This is a genomic window from Haloferula luteola (assembly GCF_014201715.1).
GTDB classification, from domain to species: Bacteria; Verrucomicrobiota; Verrucomicrobiia; order Verrucomicrobiales; family Akkermansiaceae; genus Haloferula; species Haloferula luteola.
Window position 1 is genome coordinate 174,875 of the sequence record NZ_JACHFD010000006.1, and the last position, 16,444, is coordinate 191,318.

The window sequence follows — 16,444 nt, forward strand, 5'->3', positions numbered from 1 at the left end:
AATGCTGCTTCCCCGCTGGCACCAGACCCTCACCCATTTCCGGGATCAGCCCGCCATTTTCCATGGCGAGGCCGTGCTGACTTTCGCCGATCTCGCCGCCGCCCTCGCCACCCAACCCCTGGCCAGCGCACCCGTTCTCGCCACCGGATCGGCCCTCGAGATCGTCCTCGCCACCCTGCGCGGATGGCGGGATGGCCAGCCTGTCGTCCCCGTTGAACGCAAAGACGGAGCCTTGCCCGAACTCGATTCCCTGCCCTCACAGGTCGCCCACGTCAAACTCACTCCAGGCAACGACGGCCGCCCCCGGGGCGTCTGGTTCACCGCCGAGCAATTGGCTGCCGATGCCGACGCCCTCGTCGAAGGCATGGGACTCGCCCGCCACCTGCCCAACCTCGCCACCGTCTCCCTGACCCATTCCTACGGCTACTCCTCCATCATCCTCCCCCTGCTCCTGCACGGAATCCCCCTGCAAACCGTCGAAGTTCCTTTTCCCGCCGTCGTCGCGGCAGCCTGGAAAGCCCACCCTCAAGTCGTCCTCCCCGCCGTGCCCTCGATGTGGCGGGCGTGGCATCGTTCCGGAATCCTTGAGCAGGCACCCATCGCCCTCGCCCTCTCCGCCGGTGCCCCCCTCGCCCTCGAACTCGAACAAAGCATCTGGGATCGCCATCAACTCAAACTCCGGAATTTTTACGGCACCTCCGAAGCGGGCGGCATCTCCTTCGATACCAGCTCTCAGCCCCGCAGCCATGCAGGGGATCTCGGAACCCCACTGCCCGGAGTCCAAGTCACCCTGTCCGACGACGATCGATTCCACATCACCAGCCCTTCCGTCGCCATCGGCTACGATCATCCACGCCCCGGAGAAAAACTCGGCAACGGCAACTTCCTCACCCCCGACCACGGGCACCTCACCTCGGGGCGATTGATCCTCGATGCCCGCGGTGGCGAACACATCAACGTCGCCGGCCGCAAACTCGGCCCCGGCCGCATCGAAGGCGCCCTTCAGGCCACCGGCCTCACCTCTCACGTTCGGGTCTTCGGACTGCCCAGCTCCGATCCCGAACGCGTCGAAGAAGTCGCCGCACTCGTCCCCTCTCACACCGACGTGGCCGCCCTCCGGCGCGCCGTTTCCAGCGCCCTCGCGGGCTGGGAAATCCCGCGACATTGGTTCACCAGCGATCAGCCGAGCGATTTCTCACTCACCCGGGCAGCTCTCCGCGCACGTCACCACCCCGAAACCGGCAGCGATCCGACCTGATCTCCTCCGGCATCTCATGGCGGGGTTCGCCCCGCCAACTGCACCTTCGCTGTCGCCAGCACCCGGTCTCCCACCTTCACCTCCCCCGCGACCTGAATCATCGGTCCGAGCCGACCTTCGACCACCGCCGAAATCTCCAGCACCTCCCCCGGGACCGCCGCTCCAAGAATTTTGGCCCCACGAATCCCCGTCAGCAACAAACCCTCCACCTCCGCCTGCTCAGGGTCACTTTGCGCAGCCACCCCACCGAGCTGAGCAATCGCCTCCACCAAAATCACTCCCGGCATCACCGGATTCCCCGGAAAATGCCCCGCCAAGAAGGCTTCATCACCGCGCACCGTGTAGCGACCTCGCGCCGATTTCCCCCCATCCAGCTCCACCAAGCTGTCAACAAAACGAAACTCCGGACCGTGGGGAAGGGCATCAAGCGCAGACATGACCGAGCCATGACCAAGAATCGCCACCGGGGAAATCCCTAACTTTTCCCCCGTCCTCAAGCCTCTCAACCTCATCCGGCTGCCAAAAACGTCAGAATCCATGCTTGGCCCCGGGCAACGGCACACATTATGTTTGAAACGCTCCGCCATGCCTCCCGCTGACCCCTCCGTTTTGACCGATGCGAGCGCCCTCCCTGCGCCGGCACGGTCGTGGCTTTGGTGGCCTCTTGAAACCTTGGCCGCGACGGGAGCCTTCGCCTATTGGGGCATCTTTGGGCTGCTCTTCACGCTGGCAGCCCTGCCCCTCTGCCTCGCCCTCCCCAAACGAAAGGCCGAGGTCCTCGGACGCTCCTTGCTTCATCGCGCATTCCGCATTTTTGTCCGCTACCTGCGACTGACCGGGCTCGTCTATGCCGATTTGGACTCCCTCAAACCGCTTCGCCAGCGGCGCGATCCCGTCATCATTGCGCCCAATCACACCTCCCTATGGGACGCCGTGTTCGTGATCGCCTGCCTGCCCCAGCCGATCTGCATCATGAAGGAATCCATCCTCTGCAATCCCTTCCTGGGCGGCGGAGCCCGGCTGGCAGGCTACATCCCGAACGGATCTTCCTCCCGACTCGTCCGCGAGGCTTCGGAAGCCCTCACCCGTGGCGGCCAGCTGCTACTCTTTCCCGAAGGCACCCGAACCCGTCACGATGCCCGCTGGATCAACCCTCTCAAAGGTGGATGCGCCCTCATCGCCCGCCACGCCCAAGTGCCCGTGCTGCCCATCTACATCCGCAGCAACACCCGCTTTCTTGAAAAAGGATGGCCCCTCTGGAAACGCCCCGAGTTCCCCATCCGCATGAGTTTTGAACTGGGTGAGGAGCAAAGCCCCCAGGAGGGAGAATCCGCCAAGGACTTCACCCAACGCCTCGAAGCCGAATACCAGGCCCACCTTTCCCGCCCCCACAAGCTGCGGCGGCAGGTTGCAGAATGAAATCCGGGCACCCCGCTGATTTTCCTCACATTCCGCATTCGACAAGCCGCCGCGCCCGCCCCTACCCTCCCCCGCCGCGCGCACCGGACCCGCCGGAGGCGCGACCAGACGTGTCTCATGAAAGCCATCCTCGCCCTTGAAGACGGCCGCCTTTTCCAAGGCCGCGCATTCGGAAAACCCGGCACTACGACCGGCGAAATTTGCTTCAATACCTCGATGACCGGCTACCAGGAGGTCATCACCGATCCGTCCTATCGCGGACAGATCGTGACCATGACCTACCCGCAGATCGGAAACTACGGGGTCAATCCCGAGGACACCGAGTCCTCCGAACCTCACGTCCGTGGATTCGTCATCGGAGAACTCTCCCCGATCGCCTCCAACTACCGCTCCCGCCAAACCTTGGCCGAGTATTTCACCGAACACGGCATCCTCGGCATCGAATGGGTCGACACCCGCGCCCTCACCAAGCACCTGCGTTCCGCCGGTGCCATGCGCGCCTGCCTCACCACCGAACTTTCCGAAAGCGAAGCCTTGGCGACGGCACAAAATGCCCCCCCCATGGAAGGTTCGGACTTCGTCAAAGAAGTCTCCACCACCGAAGGCTACACCTGGGAGCAGGACAGCCGGCGCTTCGCCCTGCCCAACACCGTCACGGGCGTCGAAGGAAATTGGCTGGAGCTCCCCCCCGTCAAACACCGCATCGTCGCCTACGACTTCGGGATCAAATACAACATCCTTCGCCGCCTCCGCCAAGCGGGCTTCGAAGTCGAAGTCGTCAATGCCCGCACCTCTGCAGCCGACGTCCTTGCCCGCAAACCCGATGGGGTCTTTCTCTCCAATGGCCCGGGAGACCCAGCCGCCCTCGGCTACATCCACGACGAAGTGAAACAACTCGTCGGTAAAACCCCGATCTTTGGCATCTGCCTCGGCAACCAAATCCTCGGTCACGTCTTCGGCGGCTCCACCTACAAACTCAAATTCGGTCACCGCGGCGGCAACCAGCCCGTCAAGGACCTCCGCACCGGGAAAATCTCCATCACCTCGCAGAACCACGGGTTTGCCGTCGATGACTCCAAGCTGCCCTCCAACATCGAGGTCACGCACATCAACCTGAACGACGACACCGTCGAAGGCATTCGACACAAAGAACATCCCGTCTTCAGCGTCCAATACCACCCGGAAGCCGCTCCCGGCCCTCACGACGCCAGCTACTTCTTCGACGAATTCGCTGCATTGATCGACTCCACCAAGTGATCCACTGAATCGCCACGAAGACGCCCAGATGACCCAGGGGCGCACACGCGGTCACCGAGATTTCCGCTCCGCGTCTCCCTGGTCCCTTGGCGGTGATTCCCTTCCATTTTCATGAACACCATCGTCACCGGTCTCCAATGGGGAGACGAAGGCAAAGGCAAGATCGTCGATTACCTCACTGAGTCCGCTGACGTCGTCGTCCGCGGCCAGGGAGGCAACAACGCGGGCCACACCGTCATCGCCCGGGGCACCAAATACATCCTTCACCTTCTCCCTTCCGGCATCCTCTGGGACGGAAAAACCAACGTCATCGGCAACGGCGTGGTGCTCGACCCCATCGGTCTCGTCGCCGAAATCGCCCGCATCGAGGCTCAAGGCGTCGCCATCACCCCGGAGAAACTGCTCATCTCCGACCGCGCCCACGTCGTACTGCCCCTCCACAAGGAGCTCGACGCAGCCCGGGAAGCCGCCCTTGGAGATCGCAAAATCGGCACCACCAAGCGTGGCATCGGCCCCACCTACGCCGACAAAATCAACCGCTGCGGCCTCCGTGTGGCCGATCTGCTCGACGAGGCCTACGCCCGTGAAATGATCGCCCTGCGCACCGCCGATGCCAACGAAGTCCTTGCCCGCTTCGACCTGCCGACCTTCGACGCCACTCAACAGGCCGACGAAATCTACAAAGCTTTCGAACGCCTCCGGCCCCACATCTCCAACACCATCCCCGTCCTTCACGACGCCTGGAAAGCCGGTCGCAACATCCTCTTCGAAGGGGCCCAGGGCACTCTGCTCGACATCGATTTCGGCACCTATCCCTTCGTCACCTCCTCCAACACCACCGCCGGCGGGTGCTGCACCGGTTCGGGCCTCCCACCCACCGCGATCGATCAGGTGGTTGGCGTCTGCAAGGCCTACACCACCCGAGTGGGTGGAGGACCCTTCCCCACCGTCGATGAGGGCCTCTCCCAGTACCTCCATGACCTGGGGCGTGAATTCGGCGCCACCACTGGCCGCCCACGTGGCTGCGGCTGGCTCGATGCCGTCCTCCTTCGCCAAGGTTGCATGGTCAATGGAGCGACCGGCCTCGCCGTCACCAACCTCGACGGGCTCGATAACTATCAGACCCTCCAAATTTGCGTCGCCTACGAAATCGATGGCACCCGCCACGATCTCGCCCCAGCCGACCGCCACGCTTGGGATCGTGCCGTTCCCATCTATGAGGAATTGCCCGGTTGGATGAGCGACACGAGCGGCTGCACCGACTACGCCGAACTCCCCGAAAACGCCAAGGCCTACCTGCTGCGCCTTTCCGAGCTCTGCGACACCCCGATCCAATTCGTCGGCGTTGGCCCCGATCGCTCGCAAACCCTGGTCGTTTCCTGAACCAGTTCCGACTCCCTTCGTAAAAAGTACGGGCCGCTCACTCGAGCGGCCCGCTTGGTCTCCCCCCCTCTGATACTCTCAGAGAGAACCTCAAAAAATCAGCAACTCGACGACCCTTCGGCCTCCGATCGCACCCGCCATCGGATCACCGGGGGGAACGAAATCCCAGAATCTCCTGCGAGCATACGCCGACCTTATTGCCAAAAGTCGACGCTCCCGATTCGGGGGTGGGCACTCGCAAAAGCCCCTGTTGTCGCGGTTTCGCTGGCCGCCAAGCTGCTGAAAATCTCGAAAACTTGTCGATCCTGCCCGAGCTCCCTGAGGAATCCCCTTCCCAGACCCCGGCCCTCCCGAAACGAACCTACCTGCCATCCACCCCCTCATCTCGGCGTGGAAATCGAACCCTTTTCGGAGTCCAAAGCTTCTCCGGCATTCGAATTGAGCTGACGAAGCAGCAGTTCGATGCCTTTCTGGATCGCGAGGCTTCCAACCTGCTCCTTTTCAAGGCCAAGCTTCTTCGACGCCTCATCCAACCTCCGGCCAATTTCTGACGGAACGCGAATCGCTAGTAGTGGGTTTCGGGGGGAGTTCATTTTTAGACCTACGTGAGACCATGTAGTCGATATGACTACGCCTTGCAATCCATAATTGTCTGAATTTCAGTTTTTTATTCCATCATCTCCATGAGCAGCCCCAAACGAGTCTCTGCCCCCCTTCGTCTCGACCCAGAAACGCTTGAACACGTTCGGATCGCCGCCGAACGCACTGGGCTGGCCCAGGCGGATATCCTCCGGCTCTGCTTGGCCATCGGTCTGGAAGACCTCCGGAAACTCAACTATCGCATTCCTGAAGTCCTTTCCGACGCCGCCTCCCGACCCCCGGGGAAAAACCTGCGCTACAGCGACGCCTCCACCTCGCCGAGCCTCAAAGTCGCCGAGAATCCCCATCAGGATTGATTTCTGCGCCGCCACGGCCTCGACCCCTCACACCGCACGAAAAAGGGCTCCAAGCCACCGCTTGAAGCCCTGGAAGTCTCGAATTTGGGGTTCTCAATACTTCACCCCGCAGCCATACGGCGCGGCCTTCTTCACGGCCACTTCCTCTTCTTCGGCTAGGGAGTCGAGAGCCGCCGCCACATAATTCGTCGCCGTCTCCAAGGACTCCTTCTTCAAGTCGGGCTTGTCATCAATGCCCCCCATGTAAGCGATCTCCCCTTCATCGTTGATCACGAACAGATGGGGAGTGGTTTCTGCACCATAACTTTTGCCCACCACACCGGCAGGATCCCTCAGCACCGCGGTGGCCTTATTGCCCGCCGCCTCCGCCTTTTCCTCCAATTGGCTCGCCGATGGCAGCTTGCCTTCCGGGCCGGACTGCACCGTCAACCACACCACACCTTCGGTGGTGTATTTCTCCTGCAGCGACGGCATATTGCCACTGCTGTAGTGCTTTTTCACGAACGGGCAGTCGAAATTCACCCACTCGAGAACCACCGTCTTCCCGGCGTAGTCCTCCAATGAAACTTGCTTGCCGCTCGCACTTTCGAGCGTGAATGACGGGGCTTTCTCACCCGGCTCAAGGGCCAAGGCCGAAGCCACGGACAGGGCGGCCGCTGCTAAAGCGACCAAGGAGAAGGGAGTTTTCATGATGGAATCAGTTTTGAAGCTACAAATGGCACCGTGCCGAAGAGTAAGCCGCTGTCCACGGGAATTTATTCCATTTCCTTCCCCCAATGCAGCAGCAGCGGGGCCTTGAGCTTCCCTCCCACCAACACCACTTCCAGCGACTCCCAAGACTCCGCTGCATACTCATGGGCCGGCACCACCGCCTTCCATGCCCCCTCTCCGGGGCCCAAAACAATCTGCTCTTCCGGATTCAATGCATTCGGTGTCGCCGGGATCAATTCAGCTCCCTCACCGTCCAGCGTAGCTGGCAGCACAATCGCCAGCGTGACCTGATCGCCCTCGCGAACCACGTCCAGCGAAGCACCTGACATCGGCTGAGGCACCTTTTGAAAGGCCTCCTCAATCTCCTCCGCCTGCTTGCTGGGTTCCCCGAGCCCTTCTCCCAAGGTCAACTCCAGAGTGGCCTCACCAGGAATGCAGGCCGCATCATCGCAAGTCAGCCAATCCACCTTTGCCTTCACCGTCACGTCACCCGCCGCCTCCTCACCCGGGGTCAAAAATACCGGCATCACGATCTCCTTGGCATAACCAAAACCCACCATTCCCGAAGTCACAAAACGCTCTGGAATCGGATACAACAAGGGTCCTGCCACCCAGCCATCCGGCAACTCCCATTCGATCGAAACCGGCATCCCAGAATCGCCAGGATTCACCCAGTAGCTGTGCCAACCCTCATCCAAGGTCAGCTTCAAAGCGGCCTGCACCGGTTGACCTGCCGCATACCCCTCCGACGCTGCAAACAACTCGGCCTCAGCGTGCCCCGATTTCACCCCAGCCAATGCCCACGAAATCGAGGCCAGCGACGACATTGCAAAAATGACAGGCTTCATGCCCGCCATTCTAACCCCGATCCGCGCCACCGCCAGCCACAGGAAAGAAATGCTCCATCGCCTCCACACAGGCCCGCGAATGGGTCAGATCACACACATAGCCCCCCACCGAAGCCACGTGCGCCCGCACCTCCGGCACCGAATTCCCCGGACAGGCCACCTGCCCGGCGGCATCAGGAGAAAGCATCTCGAAATCATTGTGGCTGTCGCCAATCGCAAAACACTCCGCCGGTCCCAGCCCCAATCCCTCCGCCACCTTCCGCAAGCTCGATCCCTTATGATACTGCCGATGACCAAAGCGCAGATAAACCGAATTCCGCTGCCAACCGAGCAGCGGCTCATCGGCCGCCATCTCCACCACCCGCCGGACAATCCATTCCATCTCCTCCTCCGTGCGCGACACCAAACCAGCCGGATCGCCATCGTGCTCCACCCAGGTCGCCCCCGTGTGCTCCTCCACCTCCGCTCGGATGCGCTTCAATAACTTCGCGATCTTCTTGAAAAACTTGCGGTGATCCTTCTCGCACTGCCGATTCCACCCTTCATCCGGAACCCAGCGCCCCACCGCATTCGGATACCAAATCTCCCGCTCCCGTGCCACCACCCAGTCTGGGCTGAAAGGAAAGTGAGACTCCACCAGACCTTCCACCACGTGATTCATCGCGCGACCCGTATTGATTCCCCACACCGCGCCCCGCTCCTCCCTCAGCCGCTGCAGACACACAAACAACTCATCCACCACCGGCGGCACCGCTGCCGGATCATGCAGCGTGCCATCGAAATCGAAACACAGGACCAAACGGGGAGAATCAGGGCGCGCGAGCGGTTTCACGCCCCTTCGTTACCACGACCCCGTCATCCGGCGAGCCCGGATCACCCGGAAATGCCATCGCATCCCCAGTCCACTCACTCCTCCACTGGTACCGCCCTCGGAGCTTCCTCCTCCACGGGGACGGCACGCGGCGGATCCGCGGGTTCCTCCTCGACCACCCGAGCCTTGGGCGGAGCCTCTTCCTCCACCACCCGAGCCCGTGGGGCCGGCTCCTCCTCCACCACCTGCGCTCGCGGCACCGACTCCTCCATCGGAGCCTCTGGCTCGACGGGCAAGGTCCGAGCGGGTTTGACCAAAATGGCTTTCGGAGGCGCTTCCGGAGTCTCTTCCATCCCTGGATTCGCCTGGGGCCGCACCAAAGTCGCCTCCGCTTCCGGGCGCGCTTTCATCTGTGGTGGCGCCTGGGTCCGCCGCATCTTAATCTCCACCCGACGATTCGGAGCCTGCTGGTCAATATCTCCCTGGTTCACCAAAGGATCCGATTTCCCAAAACCCCGCGTCTCAATCCGCTTTCCGTCGATCTTCAGCGATCCTGTCAGGTAAGACTTCACCGATTCCGCCCGTCGGCGAGAAAGCTCCAAATTGTAGGACTCCGTCCCAAACAAATCCGTGTAACCCTCAATCCAGCAATAGAGGCCCGGATTCCGCTCCACCAACAAAGCCAGCTTCATCAAGCCCACCCGCGCACTCTCCCGAAGCTCGGCACTGTTGTATTCGAACAACAAATCACTCGGCAGCATCGTCTTCTTGCCCACCAAAACATTCTCCGGAAGGCCCACCATGTCGTCCAAGGACACGACCCCCTCCAAGGTACCCTGAAGCGCACCGTCCTCCTGCCCTCGCCGGAGAATTTCCTCGGTGAAATCATCCAATGCCGAATCGTCCACCGTCACCGCACCCGGATCCACAATCACCTGGCCGTCCTCAGCAGCCGGTAGCGGATCTTCCGTGCGGCCCAACTCAGGCAATTCCGCATCCAGATCAAACCCGGCCGAGACATCCATCTCGATCGGCAACTCCGCCACACCCGACAACGCCGGCTGCGACGGCTTGATCGCAAACTCCGGATCCACCGTGTCCGGGGTGATGTCCAGCTCATGATCCTCCGGCAATTGCGTGAGCACATCAATCTCCTCCAACAACTCGGCCGTGCTCTCCACCGGCACACTCTCCGGCTCCGGCGCCACCTCATCCATCGTCGGCGGCAGCACCTCCACCCGGTCAAACTGAATCGGCTGGGTCCGCACCTCCTCCGCCTCCTGGAACGGCAACAGAATCTTCACCTTCCCCAGCGCCAGAAAAGCAATCCCGTGCAGCAGAATCGCCAACAACAACGACACCGTGATCCACCAGCCCAAATGATCCGGGCCGGGGAGTCGGGACGGTCCATCATCCCGAAAATCCTGCCATGAGTAGTCGTCCGCCACGCGCTCAGAATACGCCTTCCCTCGCCCGAAACAATCACGACCTTGTGGCGCGATTTTTCTTTGGCATTGAGCCTGCTGGAGTCACCCACTGTCATGCCTGCGAAAAAAGCTGCAAAGAAGGCTGTTGAGAAAACTCCGGCCAAAAAGGTGACCGCCAAAAAGACCACCCAAAAAACCGCGGCGAAAAAAGCCACTCCCGCAAAAAAGGTCGCCACCAAAAAGGCGGCCAAAAAGACGGCCACCAAAGCCACCGCGAAAAAGGCCGCCAAGCCCGCCGCAACTCCCAAGTTGCCGCCCACTCACGAACAACTTCAGACCCAAGCCTACTACAACTATCTTGAACGCCTTCAGGCCGGCCTCCCCGGCAGCGAAGACGACGATTGGGCTTTGGCCCTGAAACAACTGTCAGCCTGACCCGCTTTGCCCTTCCCCCTGACGCGGAGCCGGGCACACTCCGCGCCATGAAGTGCTCGACCCTTGGCATTGGCCTCGCTGGCGTCGGAACCGTCGGTTCCGGTGTCATCCTCGCGCTCCGCCGCAATGGCGATCTGATCCGTGATCGGACCGGCGGCGCCGTGGACATGCAGGTCACCAAGGCGCTGGTGCGCGATCTCTCCAAGCCTCGCGCCGTCGCTCTGCCTCAGGAGGTGCTCACCACCGATTGGAAGGAACTCGTCGCCGATCCCTCCGTCGACATCGTCGTCGAATTGATCGGCGGCACCACCGATGCCTTCGAAATCGTCGCCGCAGCCCTGAAAGCAGGCAAACCCGTGGTCACGGGCAACAAAGCCCTGCTTGCCGAACGAGGCGTCGAACTCTTCGCCCTCTCCAAGGAACACGACACCCCGATTCACTTCGAAGCTGCGGTCGCCGGGGGCATCCCCATCATCAAGACCGTCCAGGAATCCTTCATCGGAAACCGCATCCACTCGATGAGCGGGATCATCAACGGTACCTCCAACTACATCCTGGAGCGCATGACCACCGCTGGCCTGGATTTCGAAACAGCCCTCGGTGAAGCCCAACAACTCGGCTATGCCGAAGCCGATCCAGCTCTCGACGTCAACGGTTGGGACGCCGCTCACAAAGCCATCCTATTGGCTACCCTTGCTTACGGTTTCCCCATCGACCCGGCAATGGTCCACGTCGCGGGCATCGAGCAAGTTCGACCCATCGACATCGATTTCGCCACCCGGCTCGGCTACGTCGTGAAACTTCTCGCCGTGGTCCGCGAACATCCCAACGGGGCCGTCGAACTGCGGGTGCAGCCCTCCTTCATCCCCAAAAGCCACATCCTCGCCAGCGTCAATGGCGTCTTCAACGCCGTCGCGGTCCATGGCGACGCCGCTGGCGAATCCCTCTTCTACGGGCGCGGCGCAGGCCAGGATCCGACGGCCTCGTCTGTCGTCGCCGACCTCGTTGAAGCCGCCCGTTCGCTCCGCCAAGCCACCGGCCATCGCGGCTTTCTTCCCTACCGCGAATCCGGCCAACTGCTTCCCATCGAGAACACCGAGACGGCCTCATACGTCCGCTTCGACGTCACCGACCGCCCCGGTGTGGTCGCCGAAATCGCCACCGAACTGGCCAAAGAAGGCATCGGCATCTCCGGCACCCACTCCCCGGTCAATCCCGAGAGTCCCGACGCCGACTTCGTCGACATGGTCTTTCTCCTCCACACCTGCTCGTTCGGAAAACTTCAGGCCACCCTCGATCGCATTGAGCAGCTCGATTGCGTCAACAGCTCTCCTGTCGTCTTCCGCATCGAGAAGTTGTAACGTGACGCCTGCTTGACGATTCCGCCCGCCTTGCTTGGTTGGCGGAATGAACTGGCTTGCACCCTTCCTTCTCGCTTCCGCCTCCTGCATGGCCGCCTTGGTGGAAAATCCCGTGACCTATGACGATCACGGCACCGAACTCGAAGGATTTCACGTCTACGACGATGCCATCGATGGCCCCCGCCCGGCCGTGCTCATCGTCCACCAGTGGACCGGACTCACCGACTACGAGAAAGGCCGCGCCCGCCAACTCGCAGAGCTAGGCTACAATGTCCTCGCCGCCGACATCTACGGCAAAGGCATCCGCCCCCAGCCCCCGGAGTCCGGCAAAGTCGCTGGCACCTACAAAGGAGATCGCGCCCTCTATCGCTCACGATTGACGGCTGGACTCGACGTTCTCAAAGCCGACGAGCGCACCCTCCCCGACCAAGTGGCCGCCATCGGCTACTGCTTCGGAGGCACCGGGGTTCTTGAGCTCGCCCGCAGCGGTGCCGATCTCGCCGGTGTGGTCTCTTTCCATGGCGGCCTGGATGCCGCTGAAGGATTCCTGGCCGATTCCGACACCCTCAAGGCCAAGATTCTGGTGTGTCACGGGGCGGAGGACCCCCACGTCCCATCCTCCCAGATTCAGGATTTTCACCACGAGATGGAACAGGCAGGTGCGGACTGGCTGATGGTCAGCTACGGCCACGCCGTCCATGCCTTCACCCAACCCGGCGCAGGCAATGATCCCTCCAAAGGCGCCGCCTACAATGAAGCTGCCGACCGCCGCTCGTGGCAGCAAATGAAGGACTTCTTCGCGGAAATCTTCCACTCCTGAAGCCGCCCTTCACCGGCGCTGCATGCCTTCCGGCATCCAGTCCTTATCCGCCGGCTTCAAATACGACTCCACGGGCTTGTTGGCATCCGTTTCCTGATCCGCGGGCGGCTCCAGTCCGCGCACCGCCACCTCAATTTTGGCGCGGAGTGCATCCTCCGGAATGTCACCAATCACCCGCTCGACCTGCCGTCCGCCACGGTAAATCCTCACATCAGGAATCTCGGAAACCCCTAGGCGGTGAGCCAGGGAACCCTCTTGATCGACGTCCACTTTTCCCACGAGCACCTTGCCCTCAAATTCACCGCCGAGTTTTTCCAACTTCGGACTCAGACTGTGGCAGGGGCCACACCAGTCCGCGTAAAAATCCACGACCACGACCTTCCCCGGGGTATTCTTGAACGCCTCGAAGTGGGCAGAACCGAGACTCTTGAAACCCTCCGATGGCGCCGCAGCCTTCGCTTCATCCGTCGGCTTCAGAGAGTCCAAAACCTTGTCGCACGAAACACTGATCCCCCCCACCAAAACCAGCATCAGGGATCGGCGGATCCACTTCAAAATTCCTTGGCTCATGATGGAATCTTCTCCCTCGCGGAGATCGCCAGAAGACTAGCCGACCGCCCACGAAGCGAAAGCCTTCATTCCCGGCCCGCCACCGGCCACTCCGTCAAGGCCGTCGATAGCTCCGGCAATTCCGAGCGCTCTCCCCGCTTTCGCCACACACAGACAAATCCCCCGCTACCAAGACCTTGCTGGGGATACAAGGTGTAGCCAGGCAGACGCGGATCTTCACTTTCCCAGAGCTTCAGGTCAGGCACCTCAATGAGCTCAAAATCCTCAAATCGGCGGCCAAACCATCGCATATTCTTCCCATTCTCGTCCGGTGAAAACGTACAGGTCGAATACACCAACCATCCTCCCGGTGCGACGCAAGCCGCCGACGACGACAGGATCCCCCGCTGGCGCATCGCATTCCCCTTCACCGTTGCAGGATGAAAGCAGCCTTGGTTTTCCACCCCCCGGGCCAGTAGCGACTGACCACTGCACGGAGCATCGACCAACACCCCGTCGAAAGCCTCAGGTGCCTCCACGGCCAAACGCGCAGGATCCCATCGCTGCGTATGAGCCGCGATTCCACATCGCGAAAGATTGTGCCGGAGAATCCCAAGACGCTTTGGAACCACCTCATTCGCCAAATGAAACCCCGGCGCCAAATGCCTCGATGCCAGCACGCTCTTGCCTCCGGGGGCAGCACACACATCGAGTACGCGCCTCACCGGCCGCGGCACCACAGAGAGCGCCTGCATCTCCCAAACCGACGAAAAATCGAGTCCGTAGCTCTGCTCACCGGCAGCTCCCGTCCGCCGACTCACCCACTCCGGGGTCCACTCCGGCAAGCCATCGCGGCCTCCCGTTTCCGCCCCGATATCGACCGGCAGCCCTCCGTCACCACGGCTCAAAGCCGCAAGGAACGCCTCCCGAGTCGATTCGTCACGCCACAGCCTCGCTGCCAGTCGAGCAGCCAGGGCACTCATGCCTCATCGCGCTGGGCTCGGAGATCAGCGATCTGCCGTCTCCTTGATATCGACCAGAGCCGCGATGAAATCGCCGAGAATTTCGGCCGGCACCATGATCGTGTCGCGATTGCCGCCCACGTCCTCGGTGATCTTCACCACTCGACCGCGCGCGTTCTCCTTAAGATCGAGAAAAAACACCTTCCGGTCCGCCAAAATCTTCTCCGTATGCAAGAGATCGTTGTTGTCCACCATTCCTCCTTTACTTCGTTTCCCCGCGAAGCATTGCCCCCGAGTCTTGATTGTCAAGGCAAAGGCCGCGAGGCTCCCGCAACCCGATTTTTTCGCCATGGAACTCGACCTTCTCGGCGCCCACGCCGATCGCGCTTACCCGGTTCTCGCAAGCCTCATCACCCCCCGCCCAATTGCCTGGATTTCAACCAGTGACTCCAACGGAATCGTCAACCTCGCCCCGTTTTCCTTCTTCAATGTCTTCGGGTCGGAACCGCCCTTGGTCGCCGTAGCACCGGGCGATCGTCCTGACGGAAATCCCAAGGACACCGCGCGAAACATGAGAGAAACAGGCGAATTTGTTGTCAATTTGGTCTCCGAAGCCCTCGCGCCAGCCATGGTCCGCACCGCAGCAAGCCTCGCTCCGGGAGTCGATGAAGCAGCCCGTGAAGGCCTCGCCATGGCACCCTCGATCACCGTCGCGCCCCCTCGCGTCGCCCTCGCACCCGCCGCCCTTGAGTGCAAGGTCCACTCCATCCAGGAAATTGGATCCAATCGACTCGTCCTTGGCATCGTCCATCGCGTTCATGTCCTCGATGAGATCATCGACCCCACCACACTCCGGATCCATCAGCACCTCCACACCCCCGTCGGCCGCATGGCATCGCCCCATTGGTACTGCCGCACCGGCGATCTCTTTGAAATCGAACGTCCCGCCTGATGGCTGATTCACCTCCGCTGCTTTACCTCGCACCCATGCAGGACGTGACGGATCTCACGTTCATGCGGGTGCTCACCCGCTTCGGAGGTGCCGACGTCTACGTCACCGAGTACTTCCGCGTCCACGAGGCTTCGCGCCCCGACCCATGGATCCTGCGCTCCATCGATGAGAACCCGACCGGCAAGCCGATCTATGCCCAGATGATTGGGCAGGACCGCACCGCGCTCGTCCGCACCGCACAGGAACTTCTCCAGCACCCAGTGGCAGGCATCGACCTCAACCTCGGTTGCCCCGCCCCTGTCGTTTGCAAAAAGGAAGCCGGAGGAGGCTTGCTGCGAAACCTGCCGAAGATCGATGCGATCCTTTCCGATCTGCGCGAAGCTATCCCCCGTCACTTCACGGTCAAAACCCGCATCGGCTACCACACCCCGGAAGAATTCGAGGCCCTCTTGCAACTCTTCTCCCGCCACCGCATTGATGCCTTGGCCATCCATGCTCGAACCGTTGCGGAAAAATATCAGACGCCCATCCATCCGGAATACGTGGCGCAAGCCGTCGCGACCCTCCCCTGCCCCGTCATCGCCAATGGCAACATCGTCAACGCGGCGGCTGGCCTCGCCTATCATCGGCAGACCGCCGCTGCCGGACTGATGATCGGCCGCGGCGCCATCCGCAATCCATGGATCTTTGACCAACTCCGCGCCGTCTTTTCAGGAACCCTTCCCACCCTTCCGCGCTGCCGCGAACTCCTCGATTACGTCCGCTGCCTCTATCAGGAAATCGCTGCGGATACCCAGCAGTTCGATGCCCTGGGTCACGTGCAGAGAATGAAGAAAACCATGCTCTTCGTCACCCAGGGATTCGCCCCCGAATTTGAATTCCAGCTCCGCCGGGCAAAAACCGAATCGGAATTCGATGCGATCTGCCGTGATTTCCTCGATCACGACGCACCGGTGCCCGACCTCCCTCCCGAGAACTCGCGACTCTTCTGCGGCTTTAGCGAGCTGTTGCGACCCGCCGTTTCTCAACCCTCTTCACGGTGACTGCCGTCACAAAACGGAGGCGTTGAGGTGCGCTGACAACCGCACCACGAAATCACCTTGGCTTCCTTGAGCTCCCACCTCACTGGCTGAATTCCCGTCCCGGAATGACTGCCATCGCAGAATGGAGGAAATGAGGTGCGCCCGCAGGCACACCAAAAATGCACTCCCGCCTCGACACGAATCGTGCAAGGCGCACGACCACCAGACTCAGGTTCCTGCTGAGGCATGCAAAGCGAAATGGCCCGCTCGGAT

The 16,444-nt window shown here is 61.4% G+C and carries 20 protein-coding genes; 10 read left to right on the forward strand and 10 right to left on the reverse strand.

Annotated features, from left to right (window positions below):
* The first annotated feature begins 1 nt into the window (after position 1).
* Entirely contained in the window at positions 2-1,258 is a 1,257-nt protein-coding gene (locus HNR46_RS07985) for an AMP-binding protein (protein WP_184017545.1), read from the forward strand.
* Positions 1,259-1,272: 14 nt separating this feature from the next.
* On the opposite strand, the gene HNR46_RS07990 is transcribed toward HNR46_RS07985, so the two are convergent.
* Positions 1,273-1,695: a 3-hydroxyacyl-ACP dehydratase FabZ family protein gene (locus HNR46_RS07990; protein ID WP_184017547.1), complete on the reverse strand. Its 423-nt coding sequence runs from the start codon at positions 1,693-1,695 to the stop codon at positions 1,273-1,275.
* Between the two features lie 148 nt (positions 1,696-1,843).
* Here HNR46_RS07990 and HNR46_RS07995 point away from each other — a divergent pair, with 148 nt between their 5' ends.
* From HNR46_RS07995 to HNR46_RS08005, 3 genes are all read left to right on the forward strand, one after another.
* Positions 1,844-2,677 carry a lysophospholipid acyltransferase family protein gene (locus HNR46_RS07995; RefSeq protein ID WP_184017549.1) on the forward strand — a complete coding sequence of 278 codons (834 nt, stop codon included), beginning with the start codon at positions 1,844-1,846 and terminating at the stop codon, positions 2,675-2,677.
* A 117-nt stretch (positions 2,678-2,794) separates the two neighbouring features.
* A complete protein-coding gene (gene carA, locus HNR46_RS08000) occupies positions 2,795-3,934 on the forward strand; it encodes a glutamine-hydrolyzing carbamoyl-phosphate synthase small subunit (RefSeq protein WP_184017551.1) in 1,140 nt (379 codons plus the stop codon).
* 111 nt (positions 3,935-4,045) lie between these two features.
* On the forward strand, positions 4,046-5,317 hold the full coding sequence (locus HNR46_RS08005) for an adenylosuccinate synthase (RefSeq protein ID WP_184017553.1): 1,272 nt from the start codon (positions 4,046-4,048) through the stop codon (positions 5,315-5,317).
* Positions 5,318-5,697: 380 nt separating this feature from the next.
* On the opposite strand, the gene HNR46_RS08010 is transcribed toward HNR46_RS08005, so the two are convergent.
* Positions 5,698-5,910, reverse strand: coding sequence for a hypothetical protein (locus HNR46_RS08010; RefSeq protein WP_184017555.1), 213 nt, complete (start codon positions 5,908-5,910; stop codon positions 5,698-5,700).
* Between the two features lie 90 nt (positions 5,911-6,000).
* Between HNR46_RS08010 and HNR46_RS08015 the strand changes: the two genes are divergently transcribed.
* Positions 6,001-6,273, forward strand: coding sequence for a hypothetical protein (locus HNR46_RS08015; RefSeq protein WP_184017557.1), 273 nt, complete (start codon positions 6,001-6,003; stop codon positions 6,271-6,273).
* Between the two features lie 93 nt (positions 6,274-6,366).
* Here HNR46_RS08015 and HNR46_RS08020 read toward each other — a convergent pair whose 3' ends face one another.
* From HNR46_RS08020 to HNR46_RS21360, 4 genes are all read right to left on the reverse strand, one after another.
* On the reverse strand, positions 6,367-6,963 hold the full coding sequence (locus tag HNR46_RS08020) for a redoxin domain-containing protein (RefSeq protein ID WP_184017559.1): 597 nt from the start codon (positions 6,961-6,963) through the stop codon (positions 6,367-6,369).
* 65 nt (positions 6,964-7,028) lie between these two features.
* A complete protein-coding gene (locus tag HNR46_RS08025) occupies positions 7,029-7,832 on the reverse strand; it encodes a protein-disulfide reductase DsbD domain-containing protein (RefSeq protein ID WP_184017561.1) in 804 nt (267 codons plus the stop codon).
* A 10-nt stretch (positions 7,833-7,842) separates the two neighbouring features.
* Positions 7,843-8,664: an HAD hydrolase family protein gene (locus HNR46_RS08030; RefSeq protein ID WP_184017563.1), complete on the reverse strand. Its 822-nt coding sequence runs from the start codon at positions 8,662-8,664 to the stop codon at positions 7,843-7,845.
* 74 nt (positions 8,665-8,738) lie between these two features.
* Complete coding sequence (locus HNR46_RS21360; RefSeq protein ID WP_184017565.1) at positions 8,739-10,091, reverse strand: OmpA family protein; 1,353 nt, start codon at positions 10,089-10,091, stop codon at positions 8,739-8,741.
* Between the two features lie 93 nt (positions 10,092-10,184).
* Here HNR46_RS21360 and HNR46_RS08040 point away from each other — a divergent pair, with 93 nt between their 5' ends.
* Genes HNR46_RS08040 through HNR46_RS08050 form a run of 3 tightly spaced genes read left to right on the forward strand, consistent with a single transcriptional unit; the run spans position 10,185 to position 12,686 of the window.
* Positions 10,185-10,505, forward strand: a complete 321-nt coding sequence (locus HNR46_RS08040; protein ID WP_184017567.1) for a hypothetical protein — start codon at positions 10,185-10,187, stop codon at positions 10,503-10,505.
* A 47-nt stretch (positions 10,506-10,552) separates the two neighbouring features.
* A complete protein-coding gene (locus HNR46_RS08045; protein ID WP_184017569.1) occupies positions 10,553-11,866 on the forward strand; it encodes a homoserine dehydrogenase in 1,314 nt (437 codons plus the stop codon).
* Between the two features lie 46 nt (positions 11,867-11,912).
* A complete protein-coding gene (locus tag HNR46_RS08050) occupies positions 11,913-12,686 on the forward strand; it encodes a dienelactone hydrolase family protein (RefSeq protein WP_184017571.1) in 774 nt (257 codons plus the stop codon).
* A gap of 9 nt (positions 12,687-12,695) precedes the next feature.
* On the opposite strand, the gene HNR46_RS08055 is transcribed toward HNR46_RS08050, so the two are convergent.
* The 3 genes from HNR46_RS08055 to HNR46_RS08065 all read right to left on the reverse strand — a co-directional run bounded on the left by HNR46_RS08055 (position 12,696) and on the right by HNR46_RS08065 (position 14,452).
* Entirely contained in the window at positions 12,696-13,256 is a 561-nt protein-coding gene (locus HNR46_RS08055) for a thioredoxin family protein (RefSeq protein WP_221285072.1), read from the reverse strand.
* A gap of 65 nt (positions 13,257-13,321) precedes the next feature.
* Complete coding sequence (locus HNR46_RS08060) at positions 13,322-14,218, reverse strand: RsmB/NOP family class I SAM-dependent RNA methyltransferase (RefSeq protein WP_184017573.1); 897 nt, start codon at positions 14,216-14,218, stop codon at positions 13,322-13,324.
* 24 nt (positions 14,219-14,242) lie between these two features.
* Positions 14,243-14,452: an RNA-binding protein gene (locus HNR46_RS08065; RefSeq protein WP_184017575.1), complete on the reverse strand. Its 210-nt coding sequence runs from the start codon at positions 14,450-14,452 to the stop codon at positions 14,243-14,245.
* A 94-nt stretch (positions 14,453-14,546) separates the two neighbouring features.
* Between HNR46_RS08065 and HNR46_RS08070 the strand changes: the two genes are divergently transcribed.
* On the forward strand, positions 14,547-15,149 hold the full coding sequence (locus tag HNR46_RS08070; RefSeq protein ID WP_184017577.1) for a flavin reductase family protein: 603 nt from the start codon (positions 14,547-14,549) through the stop codon (positions 15,147-15,149).
* Entirely contained in the window at positions 15,149-16,192 is a 1,044-nt protein-coding gene (locus HNR46_RS08075) for a tRNA dihydrouridine synthase (RefSeq protein ID WP_221285073.1), read from the forward strand. Before HNR46_RS08070 ends, HNR46_RS08075 begins: the two co-directional genes overlap by 1 nt.
* Here HNR46_RS08075 and HNR46_RS08080 read toward each other — a convergent pair.
* Complete coding sequence (locus HNR46_RS08080) at positions 16,174-16,419, reverse strand: CDGSH iron-sulfur domain-containing protein (RefSeq protein WP_184017579.1); 246 nt, start codon at positions 16,417-16,419, stop codon at positions 16,174-16,176. The genes HNR46_RS08075 and HNR46_RS08080 overlap by 19 nt on opposite strands.
* Positions 16,420-16,444 lie beyond the last annotated feature (25 nt).

Coding starts and splice junctions, on each gene's coding strand:
- HNR46_RS08020 (WP_184017559.1), bottom strand. CDS start 6,963: ATGAAAACTCCCTTCTCCTTGGTCGCTTTAGCAGCGGCCGCCCTGTCC.
- HNR46_RS08050 (WP_184017571.1), top strand. CDS start 11,913: ATGAACTGGCTTGCACCCTTCCTTCTCGCTTCCGCCTCCTGCATGGCC.
- HNR46_RS08075 (WP_221285073.1), top strand. CDS start 15,149: ATGGCTGATTCACCTCCGCTGCTTTACCTCGCACCCATGCAGGACGTG.
- HNR46_RS07990 (WP_184017547.1), bottom strand. CDS start 1,695: ATGTCTGCGCTTGATGCCCTTCCCCACGGTCCGGAGTTTCGTTTTGTT.
- HNR46_RS07995 (WP_184017549.1), top strand. CDS start 1,844: ATGCCTCCCGCTGACCCCTCCGTTTTGACCGATGCGAGCGCCCTCCCT.
- HNR46_RS08045 (WP_184017569.1), top strand. CDS start 10,553: ATGAAGTGCTCGACCCTTGGCATTGGCCTCGCTGGCGTCGGAACCGTC.
- HNR46_RS08025 (WP_184017561.1), bottom strand. CDS start 7,832: ATGAAGCCTGTCATTTTTGCAATGTCGTCGCTGGCCTCGATTTCGTGG.
- HNR46_RS08015 (WP_184017557.1), top strand. CDS start 6,001: ATGAGCAGCCCCAAACGAGTCTCTGCCCCCCTTCGTCTCGACCCAGAA.
- HNR46_RS08065 (WP_184017575.1), bottom strand. CDS start 14,452: ATGGTGGACAACAACGATCTCTTGCATACGGAGAAGATTTTGGCGGAC.
- HNR46_RS08010 (WP_184017555.1), bottom strand. CDS start 5,910: ATGAACTCCCCCCGAAACCCACTACTAGCGATTCGCGTTCCGTCAGAA.
- HNR46_RS08005 (WP_184017553.1), top strand. CDS start 4,046: ATGAACACCATCGTCACCGGTCTCCAATGGGGAGACGAAGGCAAAGGC.
- HNR46_RS08060 (WP_184017573.1), bottom strand. CDS start 14,218: ATGAGTGCCCTGGCTGCTCGACTGGCAGCGAGGCTGTGGCGTGACGAA.
- HNR46_RS08055 (WP_221285072.1), bottom strand. CDS start 13,256: ATGAGCCAAGGAATTTTGAAGTGGATCCGCCGATCCCTGATGCTGGTT.
- HNR46_RS08080 (WP_184017579.1), bottom strand. CDS start 16,419: ATGCCTCAGCAGGAACCTGAGTCTGGTGGTCGTGCGCCTTGCACGATT.
- HNR46_RS07985 (WP_184017545.1), top strand. CDS start 2: ATGCTGCTTCCCCGCTGGCACCAGACCCTCACCCATTTCCGGGATCAG.
- HNR46_RS08070 (WP_184017577.1), top strand. CDS start 14,547: ATGGAACTCGACCTTCTCGGCGCCCACGCCGATCGCGCTTACCCGGTT.
- HNR46_RS08040 (WP_184017567.1), top strand. CDS start 10,185: ATGCCTGCGAAAAAAGCTGCAAAGAAGGCTGTTGAGAAAACTCCGGCC.
- carA (WP_184017551.1), top strand. CDS start 2,795: ATGAAAGCCATCCTCGCCCTTGAAGACGGCCGCCTTTTCCAAGGCCGC.